17 protein-coding genes are annotated in these 22,219 nt (G+C 63.8%); 10 read left to right on the forward strand and 7 right to left on the reverse strand.

Annotated elements, in window-relative coordinates; translation table 11 throughout:
- Positions 1 to 38: 38 nt before the first annotated feature.
- Positions 39 to 2,480, reverse strand: a complete 2,442-nt coding sequence (locus ACSBOB_RS27100; protein ID WP_442579147.1) for a penicillin-binding protein 1A — start codon at positions 2,478 to 2,480, stop codon at positions 39 to 41.
- 208 nt (positions 2,481 to 2,688) lie between these two features.
- Entirely contained in the window at positions 2,689 to 3,939 is a 1,251-nt protein-coding gene (locus ACSBOB_RS27105; RefSeq protein WP_442579148.1) for an N-acetylmuramoyl-L-alanine amidase, read from the reverse strand.
- A gap of 637 nt (positions 3,940 to 4,576) precedes the next feature.
- Between ACSBOB_RS27105 and ACSBOB_RS27110 the strand changes: the two genes are divergently transcribed.
- Positions 4,577 to 7,567, forward strand: a complete 2,991-nt coding sequence (locus ACSBOB_RS27110; RefSeq protein ID WP_442579149.1) for an Rne/Rng family ribonuclease — start codon at positions 4,577 to 4,579, stop codon at positions 7,565 to 7,567.
- A 92-nt stretch (positions 7,568 to 7,659) separates the two neighbouring features.
- On the opposite strand, the gene ACSBOB_RS27115 is transcribed toward ACSBOB_RS27110, so the two are convergent.
- Positions 7,660 to 8,601: a glutaminase gene (locus ACSBOB_RS27115; RefSeq protein WP_442579150.1), complete on the reverse strand. Its 942-nt coding sequence runs from the start codon at positions 8,599 to 8,601 to the stop codon at positions 7,660 to 7,662.
- Positions 8,601 to 9,746 carry a pyridoxal phosphate-dependent aminotransferase gene (locus tag ACSBOB_RS27120; RefSeq protein WP_442579151.1) on the reverse strand — a complete coding sequence of 382 codons (1,146 nt, stop codon included), beginning with the start codon at positions 9,744 to 9,746 and terminating at the stop codon, positions 8,601 to 8,603. The genes ACSBOB_RS27115 and ACSBOB_RS27120 overlap by 1 nt, the downstream gene beginning before the upstream one ends.
- 134 nt (positions 9,747 to 9,880) lie before the next feature.
- On the opposite strand from ACSBOB_RS27120, the gene ACSBOB_RS27125 reads away from it, so the two are divergent.
- The 6 genes from ACSBOB_RS27125 (at position 9,881) to aat (ending at position 15,176) form a co-directional block, all read left to right on the forward strand.
- Positions 9,881 to 11,281, forward strand: a complete 1,401-nt coding sequence (locus ACSBOB_RS27125; protein WP_442579152.1) for a M48 family metalloprotease — start codon at positions 9,881 to 9,883, stop codon at positions 11,279 to 11,281.
- 41 nt (positions 11,282 to 11,322) lie between these two features.
- Entirely contained in the window at positions 11,323 to 12,132 is an 810-nt protein-coding gene (locus ACSBOB_RS27130; protein WP_442579153.1) for a DsbA family protein, read from the forward strand.
- A gap of 131 nt (positions 12,133 to 12,263) precedes the next feature.
- A complete protein-coding gene (aroQ, locus tag ACSBOB_RS27135) occupies positions 12,264 to 12,698 on the forward strand; it encodes a type II 3-dehydroquinate dehydratase (RefSeq protein ID WP_442579154.1) in 435 nt (144 codons plus the stop codon).
- 32 nt (positions 12,699 to 12,730) lie between these two features.
- Positions 12,731 to 13,189, forward strand: coding sequence for an acetyl-CoA carboxylase biotin carboxyl carrier protein (gene accB / locus ACSBOB_RS27140; RefSeq protein ID WP_442579155.1), 459 nt, complete (start codon positions 12,731 to 12,733; stop codon positions 13,187 to 13,189).
- Between the two features lie 12 nt (positions 13,190 to 13,201).
- A complete protein-coding gene (accC, locus tag ACSBOB_RS27145; protein WP_442583842.1) occupies positions 13,202 to 14,545 on the forward strand; it encodes an acetyl-CoA carboxylase biotin carboxylase subunit in 1,344 nt (447 codons plus the stop codon).
- Positions 14,546 to 14,558: 13 nt separating this feature from the next.
- On the forward strand, positions 14,559 to 15,176 hold the full coding sequence (gene aat, locus ACSBOB_RS27150; protein ID WP_442579156.1) for a leucyl/phenylalanyl-tRNA--protein transferase: 618 nt from the start codon (positions 14,559 to 14,561) through the stop codon (positions 15,174 to 15,176).
- 14 nt (positions 15,177 to 15,190) lie between these two features.
- Here the strand turns inward: aat and ACSBOB_RS27155 are convergent, their stop codons facing one another.
- A complete protein-coding gene (locus ACSBOB_RS27155; RefSeq protein ID WP_442579157.1) occupies positions 15,191 to 15,616 on the reverse strand; it encodes a DUF2155 domain-containing protein in 426 nt (141 codons plus the stop codon).
- Positions 15,617 to 15,739: 123 nt separating this feature from the next.
- Entirely contained in the window at positions 15,740 to 16,138 is a 399-nt protein-coding gene (locus tag ACSBOB_RS27160; protein ID WP_442579158.1) for an NADH:ubiquinone oxidoreductase subunit NDUFA12, read from the reverse strand.
- A 348-nt stretch (positions 16,139 to 16,486) separates the two neighbouring features.
- On the opposite strand from ACSBOB_RS27160, the gene ACSBOB_RS27165 reads away from it, so the two are divergent.
- Entirely contained in the window at positions 16,487 to 17,656 is a 1,170-nt protein-coding gene (locus ACSBOB_RS27165; RefSeq protein ID WP_442579159.1) for a sensor histidine kinase, read from the forward strand.
- 47 nt (positions 17,657 to 17,703) lie between these two features.
- Positions 17,704 to 18,408, forward strand: coding sequence for a LytR/AlgR family response regulator transcription factor (locus tag ACSBOB_RS27170; protein WP_442583843.1), 705 nt, complete (start codon positions 17,704 to 17,706; stop codon positions 18,406 to 18,408).
- 35 nt (positions 18,409 to 18,443) lie between these two features.
- Here the strand turns inward: ACSBOB_RS27170 and ACSBOB_RS27175 are convergent, their stop codons facing one another.
- On the reverse strand, positions 18,444 to 19,286 hold the full coding sequence (locus ACSBOB_RS27175; protein ID WP_442579160.1) for a LysR family transcriptional regulator: 843 nt from the start codon (positions 19,284 to 19,286) through the stop codon (positions 18,444 to 18,446).
- A 475-nt stretch (positions 19,287 to 19,761) separates the two neighbouring features.
- On the opposite strand from ACSBOB_RS27175, the gene ACSBOB_RS27180 reads away from it, so the two are divergent.
- Positions 19,762 to 22,194: a calcium-binding protein gene (locus ACSBOB_RS27180; RefSeq protein ID WP_442579161.1), complete on the forward strand. Its 2,433-nt coding sequence runs from the start codon at positions 19,762 to 19,764 to the stop codon at positions 22,192 to 22,194.
- Positions 22,195 to 22,219 lie beyond the last annotated feature (25 nt).

Below are 22,219 nucleotides of genomic sequence, written 5' to 3' on the forward strand. Positions count from 1 at the left end.
CGGGCTGCGCCGGAATATCCCGGCGCCAACGAACAGCGTCAGTAAAGGCCGCCGCCGGAGCCGGTGCTGATCGCCTTGCTCGCCTGCGGCGAGAGTTTTTCCGCCGAGATGGATTCGCCCTCGTCCATGCCGATCACCCAATAACTGTCGGCGGGACCGGTGCCCGGCTTGAAGGCTTCCATGATCGTGCCCGCATCACCTTCGCGTGCCTGCATGCCGGTCTTGCGGTTGATGGCGATCAGCTTCATGCCTTCGGGCACCTGGAAGTCGACGATCGGCGTGTCCTTCAGCACCTCGGCCATGAACTCCTTGAAGATCGGCGCGGCGAGGCCGCCGCCGGTGGCGCCCTTGCCGAGGCCTTGCGGCTTGTCGTAGCCCATGTAGAGGCCGACCACGAGGTTCGGCGTGAAGCCGATGAACCAGGCGTCCTTCTCGTCGTTGGTCGTGCCAGTCTTTCCGGCGATCGGACGGCCGAGCTCCGAGATGGTCACGGCGGTGCCGCGCTGCACGACGCCTTCCATCATCGAGGTGATCTGGTAGGCGGTCATCGGGTCGAGGATCTGCTCGGAATTGTCGACCAGTTCCGGCTCCGGCTGGTTCTCCCAATCGGCCGCCACGCAATTGTCGCAGGCGCGCTCGTCGTGCTTGAACACGGTTTTGCCGTAACGGTCCTGGATGCGGTCGATCAGCGACGGCTTTATCTGCCGCCCGCCATTGGCCATCATCGAATAGGCGGTCACCATCCGCATGACCGTGGTCTCGCCGGAGCCCAGCGCCATGGCGATGTGTGGCGGCATCTTGTCGTAAACGCCGAAGCGCTCGGCATACTCGGCCACCAGTTTCATGCCCATGTCGTTGGCGAGGCGCACCGTCATCAGGTTGCGCGAGCGCTCGATGCCGGAGCGCAGCGTCGCCGGGCCGGCGGCCTTGCCGTCATAATTCTTTGGAGTCCACACCTCGTTGCCGATCCTGATGGTGATCGGGCCGTCCATGATGACGGAGGCCGGCGTATAGCCATTGTCGAGCGCGGCGGCATAGACGATCGGCTTGAACGATGAACCGGGCTGGCGGTAGGCCTGTGTGGCGCGATTGAATTCGGACTCGGCATAGGAGAAGCCGCCAACCATGGCGAGCACGCGCCCGGTGTGCGGATCCATGGCGACGAGGCCACCGGAAACCGCCGGCACCTGGCGCAGCGCATAGCCGCCGTCGGTTTTCTTCTCAACGAAAATAACGTCGCCCGGCTGCAGCACGTCGCCAGGCGTATTGGCCCGAACCTTCTTGCCCTCGACGACATGCTGGCGCATGGCGAAGGCCATGTCCTCCTTTGCGATCGTGCCCGTCACACGCTCTTCCACCAGGGCGCCGGATACCTGGCGGCCGGGCTGGAGGCCGATGGTCAGAGCGTCCTTGGACGAGTCAAGCACGACTGCGAGTTGCCATTCCGGAACATCGTCCAGCCTCTTGACCGCGCCCAGCGGCACGCCCCAGTCGCCGGCCATGTCGATATGCGTGAACGGCCCGCGATAGCCGCGCAGCGTGTCGTATTTCAGCAGGCCGTTCTGCATGGCGCGGCGGGCGACCAGTTGCATCTTCGGATCGAGCGTAGTGCGCACCGAAAGGCCGCCCTCGTACAGCGCGTTCTCGCCGTAACGCGAAATGATCTCGCGGCGCACTTCCTCGGTGAAATACTCGCCGGCGAACAGATACGTGCCGTTGCGCCGCGGCTTGACGCCGAGCGGCTCGGCTTTCGCCTTGTCGCCCTCGTCGCGCGTCACGTAGCCATTGTCGACCATCTGGTCGATCACCCAGTTGCGGCGCTCGATGGCCCGGTCGGTGTAGCGGAACGGATGATAGTTGGACGGGCCTTTCGGCAGCGCCGCGAGATAGGCTGCCTCGGCGACCGTCAGTTCATTGACCGACTTGTCGTAATAGGTGAGTGCGGCGCCTGCGATGCCGTAGGAGCCGAGGCCGAAGAAGATCTCGTTCAGATAGAGCTCGAGGATACGGTCCTTCGAATAGGCCTGCTCGATGCGGAAGGACAGGATCGCTTCCTTGACCTTGCGCTCCAGCGACCGCTCGTTTGTCAGAAGGAAGTTCTTGGCGACCTGCTGGGTGATGGTCGATCCGCCCTGCATCGGGCCACCCTTGGCATAGACCAGCGCCGCGCGGATGACGCCCTCGAAATCGACACCCGGATGCTTGTAGAAATTCTTGTCTTCCGCCGACAGGAACGCCGCCTTGACGCGGTCGGGAATGGCTTGCACCGGCAGATAGAGGCGGCGCTGGCGCGCGAACTCGCCCATCAGCGAGCCATCGACGGCGTGGACGCGGGTGGTGACCGGCGGCTCGTAGTTGGCCAGCACCTCGTAGTCGGGCAGGTCCTTGGCGAGGTTGCCGACATAGATCGCGACCGCGCCCGCGACCAGCAGTGCCATCAGCGTGCCGATGCCGAAGAAATAGCCGATGAGACGAATCATTTCCGCTCCAGTGCGAGGCTCGGCAGTTCTTGTTGAAACTCGGCGGTTTCGGCAACCTGAACCGGGCATTGCGAACGCGATATATTAACCCATGTCGCGCTCATGTGGACAAAATACGGCAGGACCGGCGCGCCGGTTTGCGCATTGGCAAAAACCGCATGCGTGTGGCGCGCCTGCAACGCCTCGCCGCGGGTTTCGCCGGGGCGTATCACCCGCCCGCCGCCTTCGACGCCGCGAATTCGGAGATGGCGCTGGCGATGGACGCCACCGCCTTGCCACGCCATTCGACGCTGCGCAACTGCGCTTCGTCCTTCTCGTTCGAAAGATAACCCAGTTCCACCAGCACCGAGGGCACATCCGGCGCCTTCAGCACCTTGAACCCGGCGAAGCGGTGAGGATTGTTGATCAGGCCGACCGAATTCGACAATTCGCCGACCAGCGTGCGGGCGAAACGGATCGAAAAGGCGTGCGTCTCGCGGCGGATCAGGTCAACGAGGATGTCGGCGACCTCATGGTTCTCGTCCTGGATCTCGATGCCGGCGAGCTGGTCCGACAGGTTTTCGCGGTCGGCCAGCGCCTGCGCGTCGGCGTCGGAGGCGGTATCAGACACCGTATAGACCGTCGCACCGCGAATACCCTTGAGATTGATCGTATCGGCATGCACGGAGATGAACAGGTCCGCCTCCTGCTGTCGCGCGATGCGGACCCGGTCGTCGAGCCGCAGGAACTCGTCCGTCGAGCGGGTCAGGCTGATGCTGTAGCGCCCTTCCGACTGCAGCTTGTTCTTGAGTTCGATGGCGAAGGCCAGCGTGATGTCCTTCTCGACCGTACCGCTGACGCCCCTGGCGCCGCCGTCGATGCCGCCATGGCCGGGGTCGATGACGATGGTGAAGGGTTTTGCCGGCCGGTCGACGGAAGCGCCGACGCGGTCGCCCTTCGGCGCGGCGGAGGTCGCGCCAGTGGTCGTCGCCTGGTCGGCAAGCGCCGCCTCGAACACGCTTTCGCCGGCTGCCGCGATGTCCACCGCCAGGCGGAAACCCGAGCCGTCTTCCTCCTTGATCACCTCGGCCTGCTCGACCTCGAACGGCCCCTTGGTGGCAAGGACCACCCGCGACTTGCCGCCGCCGATCGCGCCATAGCTGACATTGCGGATAAGGCCGCGCGCCTTCAGTGCCTTCGGCTCGAAGACGAAACGGGTTTCAGGCAGTTCGATCACCAACCGGTGCGGCCCGCGCAGCAGGAACCATCTCAGTTCAGGCTCGACGTCGAAATGCATGACGACGCGCATGCGGGTCGCGTCCCCCGCCATCTTGAAATCCCTGGCGTCGAGTTTGGCGGCGGACGCTGTGGAAAAGCTGGCAAACACCGCAAGCAGGGCCACCGCCAGCCCGGCACGGAGACGCGCGACCGGCGGGAACAGTCCCAAGGCTCTGCGAATGGCTTGGGCAGCGATACTCATTCTAAAACCCGCGATACACGTCTTCGAAACCGGATCGACCTTGCCGCGTGTCCCTCGGCACGAAACGCGTCGATTAACGATTGGTATCCGGATAAGGTTAACAAGCCTTTTCGGATGGCCGACCGACACCGCCACTCATTTTGTCGGCAACCGGAATACGGGGTTGCCTAAAAGACGGTCAAATCATAAAAGCGATGTCGGTACACCGCAATGCGCGGAGTCTGGCGTCGTTTTTGCAAGGGCGCGTCAGGTCGGGAGTAAGGTAAATGCGGCCGGACGCTCCCACCGCGCAGGCGTGACCACAATAGATTTCGTCCCGGAAGGCAATTCTGCGTCTCCCGGAACGTGAGGAAAACGGCGCGGATTCCCCTTCACGCCGGCTCGACGTGAGCAAATAGCTGGTCCGGGCTTCCCGGGCCTTGGTTCAAAGGATTCGCTACGCACGCAATGACCACAAGCGCACTTACGGAAAGGTCCGCACATTACCGCGCCGACAAGGCTGCGGGCGGAACCACCTTTGCGCGGCGGCGGCGGCAGGCGAACAACAATATGACCGAAGCGCGGTATCCGCTCGTCCCGAGGCAACGCCTAGCGTTGTCCCGCGGCGGAGGGCGTGCGCTCGGCAGGAAAAAAAATAATGCCCAACAAGATGCTAATCGATGCCTCCCATCCGGAGGAAACACGGGTTGTCGTCGTTCACGGTAGCCGTATCGAAGAATTCGATTTCGAATCGCAGGACAAGAAGCAGCTAAAAGGAAACATCTATCTCGCCCGGGTCACCCGGGTCGAACCGTCCCTTCAAGCCGCCTTTGTCGAATATGGCGGCAACCGTCACGGTTTCCTTGCCTTCAGCGAAATCCATCCCGACTATTACCAGATCCCCGTTGCCGACCGGCAGGCGCTGCTGCGCGCCGAGGCCGAGGCGGCCGAAGACGAGGACGACGAGAGCGAAGGCAAGGACCGCGACCGCGCCGGACGCGGCCGCCGTCGGCGTGGACGCAATCGCGGACGCAACGGCGAGGAAACGTCACGCGAGGCTTCCTCCGACGACAGCGCTGGCGGCGATGAAGCCGGCACCGATGGCGAACACGCCCCCGGCGCCGAGGATCTTTCGCCGGAAGGTCTGGATGAGGCGGTAGAAATCGCCACGGTCGAAGCCAGCGACACCGTCGAGGTCGACGAAACCGCAACCGGGTCCGTGCCCGCCGAAGATGTGCCTGCCCACGGCGAACAGGCCGGCAACGACGAGGCAGGGACCGATGAGACCGGTCGCGGCGGATCGGGCAACATGGCCGCGGCCATCGAAGGCGATGTCGTTTCCGAGGACGTCGAAAAAGTCCACGACGATCAGCCGGAAGCCCCGCCGCTGGAAAATCGCGGCATGGTCGAGGAACTGCCCGACTCCGCCAATGAAGAACACGAAATCGAATCCATCGGCGCCGACGATGCCTTCGAGGAAGTGCAGACACGACGCAAGCCGATGCGTCGCCAGTACAAGATCCAGGAAGTCATCAAGCGCCGCCAGATTCTTCTCGTCCAGGTCGTCAAGGAAGAGCGCGGCAACAAGGGCGCGGCGCTGACCACCTACCTGTCGCTCGCCGGCCGCTACTCCGTGCTGATGCCCAACACCGCGCGCGGTGGCGGCATCTCGCGAAAGATCACCAATGTGCAGGACCGCAAGCGGCTGAAGGAGGTCGTGCAGGACCTCGAAGTGCCGCAGGGCATGGGCGTCATCCTGCGCACCGCCGGCGAAAGCCGCACGAAGGCCGAGATCAAGCGCGACTACGAATATCTGATGCGGCTGTGGGAGAATGTGCGCACGCTCACGCTGCAGTCGACGGCCCCTGCCCTCGTCTACGAGGAAGGCAGCCTGATCAAGCGCTCGGTGCGCGACCTCTATAACAAGGACATCGACGAAGTCATCGTCTCCGGCGAGGACGGCTACCGCGAGGCCAAGGACTTCATGCGCATGCTGATGCCCAGCCATGCGAAAGTCGTCCAGCCCTACCGTGACAGCGTGCCGATCTTCGTACGTACGGGTATCGAGGCGCAGCTCGACCGCATGCTGCAGCCGCAGGTGACGCTGAAGAGCGGCGGCTACCTGATCATCAACCAGACCGAGGCGCTGGTCGCCATTGACGTCAACTCCGGCCGCTCGACGCGCGAGCATTCGATCGAGGAGACGGCGCTCCACACCAACCTGGAAGCGGCCGAGGAAGTCGCCCGTCAGCTTCGCCTGCGCGACCTTGCCGGCCTGATCGTCATCGACTTCATCGACATGGAGGAGAACCGCAACAATCGTGCGGTCGAGAAGCGCCTCAAGGATCATCTCAAGAACGACCGGGCGCGCATCCAGCTCGGCCGCATCTCGCATTTCGGCCTGATGGAGATGAGCCGCCAGCGCATCCGCGCAAGCGTGCTGGAATCGACCATGAAGCCCTGCCCGCATTGCGGCGGCACGGGCCATGTGCGCTCCGACTCTTCGGTCGCCCTGATGGTGGTGCGCGCCATCGAGGAATTCCTGCTCAAGGATTCGCGCAGCCACATCATCGTCAAGACGCCGGCGTCGACCGCCATGTATGTGCTGAACCACAAGCGCAGCACGCTGACCGAACTGGAAGCCCGCTTCGGCCTGACCATCACCCTCGAAGCGGACGAGACCGTCGCGTCGCAGAACTATGCGATTTTCCGTGGCGCCATCGCCGAGAAGCCGCTGACGCCGATAGCAGCCCCCGCCGCTCCGATCATAGAACCGGAGGACGAGGAAGAGCCGGTCATCGAGGAGGAAGAAGAGCAGGAAGAAGCCGTCGCCGCGCCGCCGGAGCGCCGCGAACAGCCGCAGAGGCAAGCCGAAGGCGACGGCGACCGCCGCAACAAGCGCAAGCGCCGGCGTCGGCGTGGCGGCCGTGATCGCGACCGCGATCATGCCGGCCAGCCGCATCCCCAGGACGCAGCGACAGGCGCGGCCGACGAGGACGACTCGGATGCCGAGACCGAGGCTGGCGAAGAAGCCGTCGAAGAGGTCGTGGCCGCCGTCGCGGAAATCGCCGAGTCGGGTGATGAGGCGGATCGCAAGAAGCGCCGGCGTGGCAAGCGCGGCGGCCGCCGCAATCGCGACGATCAGACGGGCGAAGCCTCAGTCGATTCTGCCGACGCCGACGACACTGTCGCCGAACCGGCTGAAAGCATTGCCGTGACCGTCGAGGAAGTGGTGACTGAAGCCGTCGCCGAGGAAGCGGCGGAACCGTCCGAGGCGCCCAAGAAGGCCCGTCGCAGCCGCAAGAAGCCCGAAGCTCCGGCGGCAACCGAAGCCACGGGCGAACCTGCCGCCGCAGAAGCCAAGAAGCCGGCGAAGCGCGTCTCCCGCAAGAAGGCCGCTGCAGTGGAGGCGGTCGGGGCTGAAGCCGTCGCGGCTCCGGTGGAAGCTGAGGCTGCATCGGAAGTCACTCCGGCGGCGGCCGAAGCAACGGCCGCGGTCGCTCCGGTGGAAGTCGAGACGGTTGCCGAACCGGTCGCGCAGGCGCCTGTCGCTGTCGAACCCGCCCCGAAGCCGGCTCCCGTCGCAGCAGAGCCTGCGCCGGACCTGCCAAAGAAGTCGGGCTGGTGGCAGCGCAAGAGCTTCTTCTGAGCGGAAGCCATTTCTAATCGGGGTGCATACCAGCATCCCGCAGCAAGCAAAAATCCCGGCGTAGCCACATCGGCTATGACGGGATTTCATTTTCAGGGCGAAAAGATCGACCAACCCATGGTGCGGGCGAGTTTTTCCAGGGCGATCGAGCCGAGATGCGAATTGCCGTTGGCGTTGAGCCCCGGCGACCACACGGCCAGCGAGCCGACGCCCGGCACGATGCCTAGGATGCCGCCACCGACACCGCTCTTGCCCGGTATGCCGACGCGGAAGGCGAAGTCGCCCGACCCGTCATAATGCCCGCATGTCAGCATCAGCGCGTTGATGCGCCTGGCTCGGCCGGGCGAGACGACCGAGTGTCCCACCACCGGATTGCGCCCGTCAAAGGCAAGGAACCGGCCGGCGAGCGCCAGTTGCCGGCAACTCATGGCGATGGCGCAATGATGGAAATAGACGCCGAGCGCCAGTTCGGCCGCATGATCGAGATTGCCGAACGAGCGCATGTAATTGGCAAGCGCAAAGTTGCGAAAGCCGGTGGCGCGTTCGGAGGCGGCCACGTCGCGGTCGATATAGATCGTATCGTCGTCCGCCAGGAACTGGATGAAGCGCAGGATCTCGCCGATCGCCTCGCGCGGTTCGTGGCCGGCAAGCAGCACATCCGAGACGACGATCGCGCCGGCATTGATGAACGGATTGCGCGGAATCCCGCGCTCCTGCTCAAGCTGCACGATCGAGTTGAACGGATTGCCGGAGGGCTCACGGCCGACCCGCTTCCACAACGCGTCGCCGACCTTGCCGAGCGCCAGCGTCAGTGTGAATACTTTCGAGACGCTCTGGATGGAGAACGGTTCGTCGGCGTCGCCGGCACTGATCACGCGACCGTCCTCCAGCGCCACGGCGATCCCGAATTTTGCCGGATTGACCTTGCCGAGCTGAGGGATATAGGTCGCGACGGCGCCGCGATCGGTGCGGACAGCCATTTCGGCGGCGAGGTCGCTGAGGACGGCATCGAGTTCGGGCACGGTCTTTTCCATCAGCGCAGCCACCGCCCGATGCGGTCCAAGGCCTCGGCCATGTCCTCGTGGCTACCGGCGTAGGAGAAGCGCATGAAGCGGTTCCCTTGCGCCGTATCGAAGTCGCGGCCGGGCGTCGCGGCGACATGCGCCTCCGCAAGCATTTTTCGCGCGAACGCCATGCTGTCATTCGTCAGCCGCGAGACATCGCAGAAGGCGTAGAAGGCGCCGTCCATGGGCGCCGCGAGCGCAAAGCCGAGTTCGGGAAGACGCCGCATCAGCAGGTCGCGATTCCTGGCGTAGCGCTGCTTGACGAGATCAAGTTCGACGCTGGCCCCGAACGCTTCGCAGGCAGCAATCTGCGACAGCTCCGGCGGCGAGATGTAAAGGCTCTGCTGGATGCGCTCGATCGGCCGCACCAGCTTTTCAGGAAGCACCATCCAGCCGATGCGCCACCCTGTCATGCAGTAATATTTCGAGAAGGAGTTGATCACGGTGACGGCATGGTCGAGCGACAGCGCGGTGACGTCAGGCCCGGCATAATTCAGCCGATGATAGATCTCGTCGGAAATCACCGAAATCCCGAGTTGCCTGGCTTCCGCAAGCAGCGCCGCCATTTCGGCTTGCGGCACGATCGCACCGGTAGGGTTCGCCGGGCTGGCGAACAACAGCCCGGCGAGTGGCTTCCGGGCATGGGCTTCGGCAAGCTGGCGCGCGGTCAGATACGGCGCCTCCTCCGTCTCCACCTCGACCACATCGAGACCGAGCGCCGCCATGATGTTGCGATAGGCCGGATACCCCGGCGAGGCGATGGCCACGGCGTCGCCGGCGTCGAACATGGCGAGGAATGCCAGGTTGAACGCCGCGGAGGATCCGGTGGTCACCGCGATGCGTTCGACCGGCACCTCGACGCCGTAGTGATCTTGATAGTGGGCTGCGATCGCCTTGCGCAAAGCCGCCGTGCCAAGGGCGTCGGTGTAGCCGATGCGTCCGTCGCGCAGTGCCTTCACGGCTGCTTCCCGCACCGCCGCCGGTGCCGGATCGGAAGGTTGGCCCACCGCCATCGAGATGACCGGGGCGCCCTGCGCCTTCAGACGGTTTGCCTCGGCGAGGATGTCCATGGCGTGGAAAGGTTCCACCTCGCCGCGCCTCGAAAGCGATACCATACTCGTATGTGCTCCATGCTTGCGGGCGCCGCCGCGCCGCACAAATGCCCGATTGATGTGGGGATCACAAGTTCATGAAAACCGGAGCGTCGCCTTTCCATCGCTCCATTGCTCGGATACCAGTGATTCCGGTCATGAGGATAACCCTGATAAAGACGGTCTTCTCCAGAACGGCGCGGGCTTTTGCGGGCGTTGTCGTCGCGTTTGCGATGGCGGTGCTCGCCTGCCTGCCGGCCTATGCCCAGGCCAATCTGCCGGTGGTGCGCGATGCCGAGATCGAGGCGCTGGTGCGCGACTATGCGCGGCCGATCTTCAAGGCGGCCGGCCTGTCAAAATCCGGCATCGACATCATCCTGATCAACGACACCAGCTTCAACGCCTTCGTCGCCGGACGCCGCATGTTCATCAATACCGGCGCGCTGATGCAGGCCGAGACGCCGAACGAGATCATCGGCGTCATCGCCCACGAGGCCGGCCACCTCGCCGGCGGGCACCAGGAGCGCCTGCGCGACCAGATCGCCCGTGCCCAGACCATGGCGATTGTCGCCAGCGTGCTGGGCCTCGGTGCCATCGCCGCGGGTGCGGCGGCCAATTCCGGCGAACTCGCGCAGGCCGGCGGCGGTATCATGATGGGCGGCGGCGAGGCGGCGCGGCGCGGCCTGCTCGGCTACCAGCGCAGCGAGGAGACCACCGCCGACCGCTCGGCGATCACCTATCTCGAAGCCACCGGCCAGTCCGCCAAAGGCATGCTGAAGACCTTCGGCCGTTTCCAGAATGCGCTCTCGCTGTCCGGCACCCGCGTCGACCCCTACCAGGTCAGCCATCCGATGCCGCAGGACCGCATCTCCAACCTGGAGACCCTGGCCAAGGCCAGCAAATACTACGACGTTACGGATTCATCGACGCTGCAGCAGCGCCATGACATGATGCGGGCGAAGATCGCGGTGTTCACGCAGGGCCAGTCGGCCGCCGCGCGGCTGTTCCGCAAGGATCCGAAGGGCATTGCCTCGCAATATGGCGACACCATAGCGACCTATCTGTACGGCAACCTCAAATCGGCACAGAAAAAGGTCGACGCCCTCATCAAGCTCCAGCCGAAAAACCCGTATTTCCAGGAGCTTCGCGGCGACATCCTGATGAAATCGAACAAGCCGAAGGCTGCCGCGGAAGCTTATCGCAATGCGGTCAGGCTCGACCCGGTGAAGTCCGGAATCCTGCGCATATCGCTCGGGCAGGCGCTGATCTCCACCGGCGATCCGGCCTCGCTGAAACAGGCCGTGTCGGAGATCAACGAAGGGCTGGAGCGCGACAACGAGAACTCCATGGGCTACCGCTATCTTGCGCAGGCCTATGGACAGCTCGGCCAGATTCCCGAGGCCGAACTTGCCACGGCCGAAGGCTATTATTATTCCGGCGCTTATCAGGACGCCAAGATCTTCGCGATGCGCGCGCAGACGAAGATGAAGCGCGGCGCGCCCGGCTGGGTGCGCGCGCAGGACATCATCAACTACAAGATTCCAAAGAAAAAGGGCTAGCGGCCGGTCGCGCAAGCGACGCCGCGGCGGGAGACAGATCGATGAACAAGGCAATCCTACTTGGCACGACGGGCGTCGCGGTCGCTTTCGCCATGCTGGCGATCGGCTTCATCGCCGGAAGACCGGCCGCCGTGGCGGACGCCGCGCCGCAGGCGATGATGTCGGAGGCCGTACTCGACCGGCCCGAGGTCGAGCGCATCGTGCGCGAGTACCTGCTGGCAAATCCGGAAGTGATGATCGAGGTGCAAGCGGCGCTCGAAACCAAGCAGAAGGAAGAGCAGCGTGTCGCCAACCTGCAGGTCATCGACGACGCCAAGGGCGACATCTTCAATTCGGCGCATGACGGCGTTGTCGGCAATCCCAACGGCAAGGTGACGATCGTCGAGTTCTACGATTACAATTGCGGCTTCTGCAAACGCGCCCAGGAAGACATGCTGGCGCTGACGGAAGCCGACCCCGACCTGCGCTTCGTGCTGAAGGAATTCCCGATCCTCGGACCGGATTCGCAGAAGGCGCATGTCGTCTCGCAGGCCTTCAACACGCTGATGCCGGAGAAATACGGCGAGTTCCACAACCAGCTTCTCGGCAGCAAGAGCCGCGCCACCGAGGCCGCCGCCATCAAGATCGCGGTGTCGCTCGGCGCGGACGAGGCGAAGCTGCGCGAGGAGATGAAGAACCCGGCGATCACCGATGCTTTCGCCAAAACCTACGATCTCGCCAACAAGCTCGCAATCACCGGCACGCCGTCCTATGTGGTGGGCGAAGAGGTCGTGTTCGGCGCGCTCGGCAAGGATGTCCTGATGGAGAAGATCGCCTCCGCCAAGGCAGCCTGCGCCAGCAAGGCGTGCTGAGGCCGCCTATCGACGCCAGCGGATTGTGGACAGCCAAACAACACGCTTGCGCTCTTTCCGGCGCCGGCTATGCCGTCTATAGAAGGCGCCGCGCGGCCGGGGTTTTTCGCGCGCGACTCAAGGTGTATTGATTGAAGACGGTCTTCGTCCTGAACGGTCCCAACCTCAACACGCTGGGCAAGCGCGAGCCGGGAATCTATGGCGGCAGGACGCTGGCCGATATCGAGGCCGATTGCGTGGCCGCCGCCGGGCCGCTTGGGCTCGCTGTCGACTTCCGCCAGTCCAACCATGAGGGCGCCCTTGTCGACTGGCTGCATGAAGCCGGCGACAAGGCCGTTGGCGTCGTGCTCAATGCAGGCGCCTACACCCACACCTCGATCGCCCTGCACGACGCCATCCGTGCGATGACGCCCCTGCCGGTCGTGGAAGTGCATCTTTCGAACATTCACGCCCGCGAGGCGTTTCGCCATAAATCGATGATCGCGCCGGTCGCGATCGGCATGATCTGCGGCTTCGGCCCGCTCGGCTACACGCTCGCGCTGCAAGCCATCGCTGCGCGGCTGTAGAACCGCGCGAGAACAAGGAAAAAGGTTTCGACATGTCGACAAAGAAAACGGATGTTGACCAGCAGCTCATCCGCGATCTCGCCGGGATCCTGAACGACACCAATCTTTCCGAGATCGAGGTGGAACTCGGAGACCTGAAGGTGCGCGTCGCCCGTCATGCCGCGCCTATCCAGGCCTACGCGCCGGCCCTGCCCGCGGTCTCGCCGGTGGTGGTCGCGGCTGCGCCGGTGGCGGGCCCCTCGCCCGCCGACCTGTCGAAGAATGCCGTCACATCGCCGATGGTCGGCACCGCCTATTTGTCGCCCTCCCCGGACGCCAAGGCCTTTGTCGAGATCGGCCAGGTGGTGCGCGAGGGCCAGACGCTGCTGATCATCGAAGCCATGAAGACGATGAACCAGATTCCATCGCCGCGCGCCGGGACTGTCACGGCGATCCTCATCGAGGATGCGCAACCCGTCGAATACGGCATGCCGCTCGTCGTGATCGAATAGGCCGTGGCACCGATGTTCCAGAAGATCCTCATCGCCAACCGGGGCGAGATCGCCCTCAGGGTGCTCCGCGCGGCCAAGGAACTCGGCATCAAGACGGTCGTCGTCCACTCCACCGCAGACGCCGACGCCATGCATGTCAGGCTTGCCGACGAAAGCGTCTGCATCGGCCCGCCGCCGTCGCGCGACAGCTACCTCAACATCCACCAGATCGTCGCCGCCTGCGAGATCACCGGCGCTGACGCCGTGCATCCCGGCTACGGCTTCCTGTCGGAGAATGCGAAATTCGCCGACATCCTCGCGGCTCACCACATCACCTTCATCGGCCCCTCGGCCGATCACATCCGCATCATGGGCGACAAGATCGAGGCCAAGCGCACCGCCAAGCGGCTCGGCATCCCCTGCGTGCCCGGCTCGGACGGGGCGGTCACCGACGAAGTCGAGGCAAAACGCATTGCCGCCGACATCGGCTATCCCGTGATCATCAAGGCGACCGCCGGCGGCGGCGGGCGCGGCATGAAGGTGGCCCGCACCGAGGACGACCTGATCGAGGCGTTGCAGACCGCGAGCACCGAGGCGGGAGCGGCGTTCGGCAATGATTCGGTCTACATAGAGAAATATCTGGAAAAGCCGCGCCACATCGAGTTGCAGGTGTTCGGCGACGGCGACGGCAAGGGCATCCATCTCGGCGAGCGCGATTGTTCACTGCAGCGCCGTCACCAGAAGGTCTGGGAAGAAGCCTTCTCGCCGGCCCTGAATGCCGAGGAGCGCGCCCGCATCGGCGACATCTGCGCTAAGGCGGTGGCTGATCTCGGCTATTCCGGCGCCGGCACGATCGAGTTCCTCTACGAGGACGGCGAGTTCTATTTCATCGAGATGAACACGCGGCTTCAGGTCGAGCATCCGGTCACCGAAGCGATCACCGGCCTCGACCTCGTGCACGAGCAGATCCGCGTCGCCTCCGGCGGCGGCCTTTCGGTGACGCAGGCGGAGGTGAAGTTCCAGGGCCACGCCATCGAGTGCCGCATCAACGCCGAGGACCCGCGCACCTTTGTCCCCTCGCCCGGCACGATCACACATTTCCATACGCCTGGCGGGCTTGGCATCCGCGTCGATTCCGGCGTCTATTCCGGCTACCGCATCCCGCCCTACTACGACAGCCTGATCGGCAAGCTGATCGTGCATGGGCGCAACCGCGTCGAATGCATGATGCGGCTGCGTCGCGCGCTCGACGAGTTCGTCGTCGACGGCATCAAGACGACGCTGCCGCTGTTCCGCGACCTGATCGGCAACATCGACATCGCCAATGGCGACTACGATATCCACTGGCTGGAAAAATACCTCGCGGAAAGCGATTGATGCAGTTCGGCCGATGACACGCCCGTTCGCGCCCGGCCACCGCATTCCGACCGACCTGTTGCTGAAGGCCTACGCGACCGGCGTATTCCCGATGGCCGAAAGCGCCGACGACCCGGAAGTGTTCTGGGTCCGCCCCGAGGCGCGGGGCATAATCCCCTTGAACGCCTTCCATGTCTCCAAAAGCCTGCGCAAGGTCGTGCGGCAAGGCCTCTTCGACATCCGCATCGACGCCGATTTTGCCGGGGTCATCGACGCTTGCGCGGAAGAGCGCGAGGGCCGCAATTCGACATGGATCAACGCGCCGATCCGCGAGGCCTATATCGAACTCAACCGCATCGGCCACGCCCATTCGGTGGAAGCGTGGCGTGAAGGCCGACTGGTCGGCGGGCTCTATGGCGTAACGCTCGGCCGGGCTTTCTTTGGCGAAAGCATGTTTTCGCGCGAGACGGATGCGTCGAAGGTCTGCCTCGTGCGACTTGTGGAACGCCTGCGCGAGCGCAAGTTTGTCCTGCTCGACACGCAGTTCACCACCGAACACCTGAAGCGCTTCGGCGCGGTCGATGTGCCGCGCCGCAAATACGAGATGCTGCTGGCCGAAGCGCTGGAATCGACGGCGACGTTCTATCCGTAGCTGATGGGCCGATTTCAGTTCGTCTTCGGCGTTTCCGGCGCCGGCACGTCGGAACTCTGCTTGCAGCTTTTCAGCCACACGTCGTAGACGGCGTGCTCGACGGCGTTGAGGCCTGGGCTTTCGGCGAACATCCAGCCGGTGAAGATACGCCTGATCTTACGGTCCAGCGTGATCTCGTCGACCTCGACGAAGGAGTCGGTCTTCGGCTCCTCCTCCTTCGCCCGCGAGTAGCAGACGCGCGGCGTAACCTGCAGTGCACCGAATTGAACGGTCTCGTTGATGTAGACGTCGAAAGTGATGATGCGGCCGGTGATCTTGTCGACGCCGGTGAATTCGGCGACCGGGTTGGCGATGCGCTCCGCCAAGGCAGGCTGGATAGCTGCAAACAGCGTCACGCCGGCTCCCAGCAATGCCGCCAGGCCCGCGCTGCTCCGTTTCATGGAAAAGATCATGCGGACGAATCCGGAAAGGGGTTGCCAGACGACCAATGGGCCTTATCGGGCCGTCATGGTCAACATGCGGTTAATTCCGGATTGTGGCGATAACGGACCCGGCAGGCAAACTCAACCGCCCGGCGTCCAAGCATCGTAGTCGCCGGTGACCTGCGGCCGGTGCGAACCGTTGGCGAGCGAACCTGGCGGACGGTACGCCGCGGGGCTGCCGGTCAGGTTTGGCTGATGCGGCTTCTGCCATTCGCGCGGCTTGTAGTTTTCTTGCGAAGGCGCGACGTCGACGCGATGGTGCATCCAGCCATGCCAGCCCGGCGGGATGGCGGACGCCTCGGCGAGCCCGTTGTAGATCACCCAGCGGCGCGTACGGCCCTCCGAATCCGTTCCACCTTCGTAGTAGGTGTTGCCGGATTCGTCCTGGCCGACCTTGCTGCCGTGCCGCCACGTATGGAAGCGCGTGCCGAGCGTCTGGCCGTTCCACCAAGTGAAGAACTGGACAAGGAAGTCTTTCATCGCATCCCTCGGCCGACCGGCACCGAAACGGCGCCTCGCGGAATTCGGCCCGTTATGACCCTGCCGGGCGCCCGTTGCAAGTGCGGGGCGATGTCTCACCCAACTTCTCCATGGCCCCGTGGCCGGCGCCGTCGATCTGTTGTGCTGATAGACATCCGGCTGACCGAGAAACCAGCAGAGCACGAGGTAGATGTCCGGCGGCAGCCCCGCCAGCATGGTTATGTAGCGTGCCTACCCCGCCCCCCTCAATCTCCGCACACAAGCAATACCGTGCATGATATTACAGGCCTGCCGCTGCGGAATGCATGCGAGAATCGGCGGACGGGCCGATTCGGTCGATGGAACGACGTGCAAACGAATGAACCGATCGACGAAGACCCCGCTTCGAAAAGGCTGCGCCGCATGAACGCGGAGGCGTCCTACGCTTCCCACACCGCCTCGGATGGCACCGGGCCCCCTGGGGCAGCAATTCCGTTTGCCGGACATGCCGGCGATCGATCCTTCTGGTTCGTTCATACGGTCGCCTGGCTGTTCATCGCCCTTTTCGGCTTCATATCCCGTATCGTGACCTTCGACAGCGTGCCGCTGGCCACCGCCCTGACGATCGGCCTCGACCTCGCAGGCTTCACCCTGACTGCCGTGGCGCACAAGACGTTCCTGACACATTCCAGATTGGCGCCGGCAATGATGGCAGTCGTCGTGCTGGCATGTTCGATCCTCGGCGGCTTGTTGCAGATGGTTTTCGCCGCGGCAATCAAGAACCATCTGTTCCCCCACTTCTCGTCCGCCATGGCGGAGGAGCCGGCGATCCCCGCGATCTACTACAGCGCGATCTTCCTGGCCTGGTTCATCGCCTATTTCTGGGTGCGCGCGGAAATGGCGGCGCGCACCGAACGGGCGCAACGCAGCGAGGCCGAGGCGACCGCCATGCGCGCCGAACTGCAGCACCTGCGGCTGCAACTCGATCCCCATTTCCTGTTCAACGCGCTGAACACCGTTGCAGCCGAAATTCCGGAGCGCCCCGAGGCTGCACTGGAGATGACCCGGCGCATCGCCGCCTATCTCCGCTATTCGCTGGAGCGCCACAACAGGCAGGTGTGTCCGCTGGCGGACGAGATCGAAGCCGTGCGGGCCTATGTGCGTATCCAGGAGCTTCGGTTCGAGGATCGCCTGCATTGTGCTATCCAGGTCGATCCGGCTGCAAGGTCGGTGGCGGTGCCGCATCTGGTCGTCCAGGGCCTCGTGGAAAATGCGATCAAGCATGGCCTCCGCTCTCCCGCCGAGACGCTACGGGTGCGTGTTTCCGTGCGCCGGACGAATGACGACACGACCCTGATCGAGGTCATCAATCCCGGAAGCCTGTCGGCACATATGGATGCCCGTCCGGCCGTCGGGCTGGCGAACACACGGCGGCGGCTGGAACTGCATTATCCGCAGCGCCACGAATTGTCGCTGACGCAGGACGGTTCGTCGGTGGTTGCCCGGCTAACGCTGAGGGGAGCGGCATGCTTCGTGTGATGCTTGTCGATGACGAGCCTCCGGCGCGGCGCGGACTGCGCCACCTGATGCGCGCGCATGCGGACGCCGAGATCATCGGAGAGGCCGGCAATGTCGAGCAGGCAAGGCAGATGGCGCTTGCGCTGCACCCCGACGCCCTTTTCCTCGACGTCGAGTTGGCCGACGGCCTGGGCTTCGAGGTGATCGAACAGTTGTCGCCGCCGCCCGCCGTCGTTTTCGTTACCGCGCACGACCTCTATGCGTTGAAGGCCTTTGACGTCGCGGCGCTCGATTTTCTGCTCAAGCCGGTCGATCCGGACCGTCTGGCCGTTACCATCGACCGGCTACGCCGGCGGCAGTCCGCCTTGAGCCCTGCCGAACCCCGGCGGCAAGCGGATTCGGTCGAGACGAACCGTTTTCAGGAACAGCGCCTGCATCTGCGCATCGACGGCCAGTCGGTGATCCTACCGCTTGGCAAGATCGCCCTGTTGAAGGCAGAGGAGGATTTTACCCGGATCTTCCTTAGTGGAGAGCGGGAGTATCTGGTCTGCCGGCTGCTGCGGCACTTCGAGGCCCAGTTGCCGACGCCGCCGTTCTTCCGCGTCGGCCGTTCGCTGATCGTCAATCTGTCCCTGCTGGATACGGTCGAATGGCTGGACGGCGGACGGTGCAGCTTTTCGCTCGGCAACGGCATCGCGCCCATATCGCTTGGCCGTGGCGCGACTCAACGCTTGCGACGCAGCCTGGATAGCCTTGGAATGATCGCCGGCTAGCCGCCTGCCGGCGGCAACCCCGATCGTCGGTTCTCCTACGTGGAAAAATGCTCGAGAAGGTGGCGTTCCAGCCTGTCGATGACCTGGGATTTCTTCAGGTGCGAGCGCTCGAGACGGACGGCGACATTGCTCAACACCGGAAAGCCGTCCTCTGGAAGGTAGGCCCTCTCGCCCTCGATGAGGCTGCTCTCGACCATCACGGACGCGCATAGTCCAGCGGTCATCGCCACATGCTTGCCGTAGACGCTTCGGCAGATGCAGGCGATGTGGTAGCGGCGGTTCATCCCTTCGAGCGCTTCGATCATCAGCCGATGATCGAAGGCGCGCTCGTCCCAGGCAGCGAGCGGTAGCGGATCGGCTTTGTGGAGGTCGCCCGTCGCGGGACCGGCAATCACCAGCCTGTCGTTGAAGACGACCTCACCGCGCATGGGCCAGTTGCCTTCGGTCAGGAAGGTCAGGTCGACGGAGCCGTCCGCGATGCGGCGCGCCAGTCCGGGTGAATCGTCGATGACGACATTGACGGTGGCCTCGGGATAGAGCGCGGTGAATTCGAGCAGCATCCCCCGCATGACCCGTTTCACGTAGCCGTCCGGAATGCCGAGAACCACCAGACCCTGGAACGATCCCCTGCTGAAGGCGGCCAGCGCCTCCGTGTGGGTCTCCACGATGTCCCTGGCGAAGCCGAGCAGGGACTTTCCGTACTCGGTCAGTTCGACATTCCCAGCGGCGCGGGTGAAAAGCGGCCTGCCGAGTGTTTCCTCCAGCCGCCTGATCTGCTGACTGATGGCGGATTGAGTGCGGCCCACTTCACGGGCGGCCCGTGTGAAGCTGCCCGTGTCGTAGATCGCAAGGAACGATTTGTAGAGATCAATGTCCATAAGGTTCGCTAATGTTATACATTCCACTTATTCGTTGGAATTCGCAACGTCAATGACGCAAAACCACGGCTCTTCAGCCGGGCTACTTGCCTGATTTGTCCGGCGATACCGGGCGCGACCCAACTCGTCGCGTGGATGTCCTGGCTACAATCAGGACGATCGGCTTTCGCGAGCGCTCCGGTGCGACGACCATGGAGACGACATGACCAGAAATTTCTCTGCGAAACCAATTTCTTGCGCGAACCTTGACTAGGTGAAGCGCTAAATCGGGACGGGGTTCCGTCAATACCAGGTACTGGAATGCGAGGCCTTTCCGCCCTCCGGTGGTGGATCGACCTCGGCCTGTGCGGCAAGCACATACTTTTCGAATGCATCTCTGGTCCCGCTGACCGACTTGCAAACTTCCAATCCACGCTGTTGTGGCCGTGCACCTGTGCGCCGGCAGATTAACTTTTTCGATAGGAATTGACCACGAATGGCAACCCTTGATCTCTCCAAGGCTCAAGCATCGGTCGACATGACCCATCCCGATCTCGTCGCTTACGGAACGGCGGACGGTGGCCTCACCCCGACATCCTGGAGCTGGCTGTCGCCGGCCGGCAACGATCTAGACCTGACCGGCGCTGGCCTGGAGTTCGACGGAAACGGCCGCGCGACGGGCGGTCTCGTCACAGAGATCGCGATCGATGTCGGCAACAACAATGCGGCCGTGCCCGACATCCTCATCAAGGGCGCGGCGATATCGGCTCCCCTTTTGGATGACAGTGCCGCCAGTTTCTGGAGCCTGCTCTCGGGCAATGACGTGATCGTCGGTGCCACCAACGCCTTCGCACCTGCCGGTACGAATTTTGTCCTCTTCGGTGACGGTTTCGCGGCCCGCGCCGGCGCAAGCAAGGGTGGCGACGACGTCTTCGACCTGGGCAACGCGAAGGTCACGGCCTATGGCGACGTGATCACTGTCGGCCGCGCCACCGCGGGAGCGCCAACCATCGAGTTCACCGGCGGCGCGGATGTCATGACGGCCAAGGCATCGGCGTTCGGACAGCACATCATCGGCGACGTCGACAAGGTACTGGCATCCGGAAGAGTGTTCGGCGGCAACGACACCATTGTTGTCAACACCACCTCCATCCAGTCCGGCGTGTGGGGAGACGTCATCAGCATCATCGGAGTTGAGGGTGACAACGCCGAAGTCAAGGGCGGCGACGACCGGATCGAACAGGGCGCAGGATCGGTCGCCCAGATCGTCGGCGATGCGGGGACCATGAATTCGTACTCCTTCCTGCGTGGCGGCAACGACGAGATTTATGGAAACGACCAGGGCGACCTCATCATCGGAGACGTGCAGAACGCCGGCGGCACAGTCATCGGCGGCAACGACATCCTTTCCGGCGGAGGCGGCAACGATTCGATCAGCGGCGACGTCCTCAACAATTCGACGAACAGGCTTATCGGTGGCGACGACCTGATTTTCGGCGGGGACGGAAACGACTCCATTACCGGAGAATATTCGGTCGATCCCGGCGCGAATTGCACAGGCGGCAACGATCGCCTCTACGGGGAGGCCGGAGACGATGTGATCTACGGCCAGACCGGAGACGATCTGCTCGAAGGCGGGATCGGCAACGATCAACTGACGGGCGGCGTCGGCAACGACACCTACTTCACCGACAGCTATGGCGATATCGTCACGGAACTGGCCGGCGAAGGCTACGACACGGTCATGACCACGCTGGACGACCTCATGCTCGCGGCGAATGTCGAGAAACTGGTCTACATCGGCAAAGGCAACTTCATCGGCAGCGGAAACACGCTGAGCAACTACATCATGGGCGGTGAAGGCAGCGACCGCCTCATCGCCGACGGCTCGGGCCAGGACATTTTCGACGGCTATCTCGGCTTCGACATCATGGATTTCAGCCGCCTGGGAGGCGCGATCATCAATCTCCGGACGCTTGCCACAGGCGGTTCCGCGGCGGGAGATTCCTTCTATCGCATCGAGTCCTTTCTCGGTTCGGACAAGGCCGCGGACAGCATGACCGGCGGCACGGAAAGCATCAGCTTCTCCGGGCTCGGCGGCAACGACACGCTGCGCGGCGGCGACAGCGCCGACACGCTCTACGGCGGCGTCGGCGACGACCGTCTCGACGGCGGCAACGGCAACGATATCTTCTTGGGTGGCGATGCCGGCAACGACATCATCTCCGGCGGCAGCGGCAACGATACGGCGGACGGCGGGGCGAACAATGACGCCATTCGTGGCGACGCCGGCAACGATACGCTGAGCGGAGGCACAGGCAACGACACGCTCCAGGGAGGCACGGGTGCCGACATGCTCCGGGGTGGAACGGGCGCTGATACCGCATCCTATTCGGGCGCTGCGGCGCGGGTCATCGTCAGCCTTTCCAATCCGGCGATCAACAGCGGCGACGCGGCCGGCGACCGTTTCGACTCCATCGAGAATTTGATCGGTTCGAACTTCAACGACGCCTTGAACGGGGATCGCGTCAACAACAGGATCACTGGCGGCGTCGGCAACGACGTCATCAAGGGTTATGCCGGAAATGACACCCTGACCGGTGGCTCGGGCAGGGACATCTTCGTGTTCAACTCGGCGCTGAACGCCAGCACCAACGTCGACACGGTCACCGACTTCAACGTTGCGGCCGATACAATTCAGCTCGACAACCTGATCTTTACCACCCTGGCCAACGGCGCGCTCGCCGCTTCAGCCTTCAAGGACCTCGCGGACGGCGCCAAGGATGCCAACGACCGCATCATCTACAATTCCGAGACCGGCGCGCTCTACTACGACGCGGACGGCTCCGGCACCGTCTATGACAATGTCCGGTTCGCGACGCTCACCGGAGCGCCCGACATCTCCCATCTCGACTTCATCGTGATCTGACGGGTGTCCATGACCCGTCAGGGCG

The organism is Mesorhizobium sp. KACC 23794, from assembly GCF_052180275.1.
Taxonomy (GTDB): domain Bacteria; phylum Pseudomonadota; class Alphaproteobacteria; order Rhizobiales; family Rhizobiaceae; genus Kumtagia.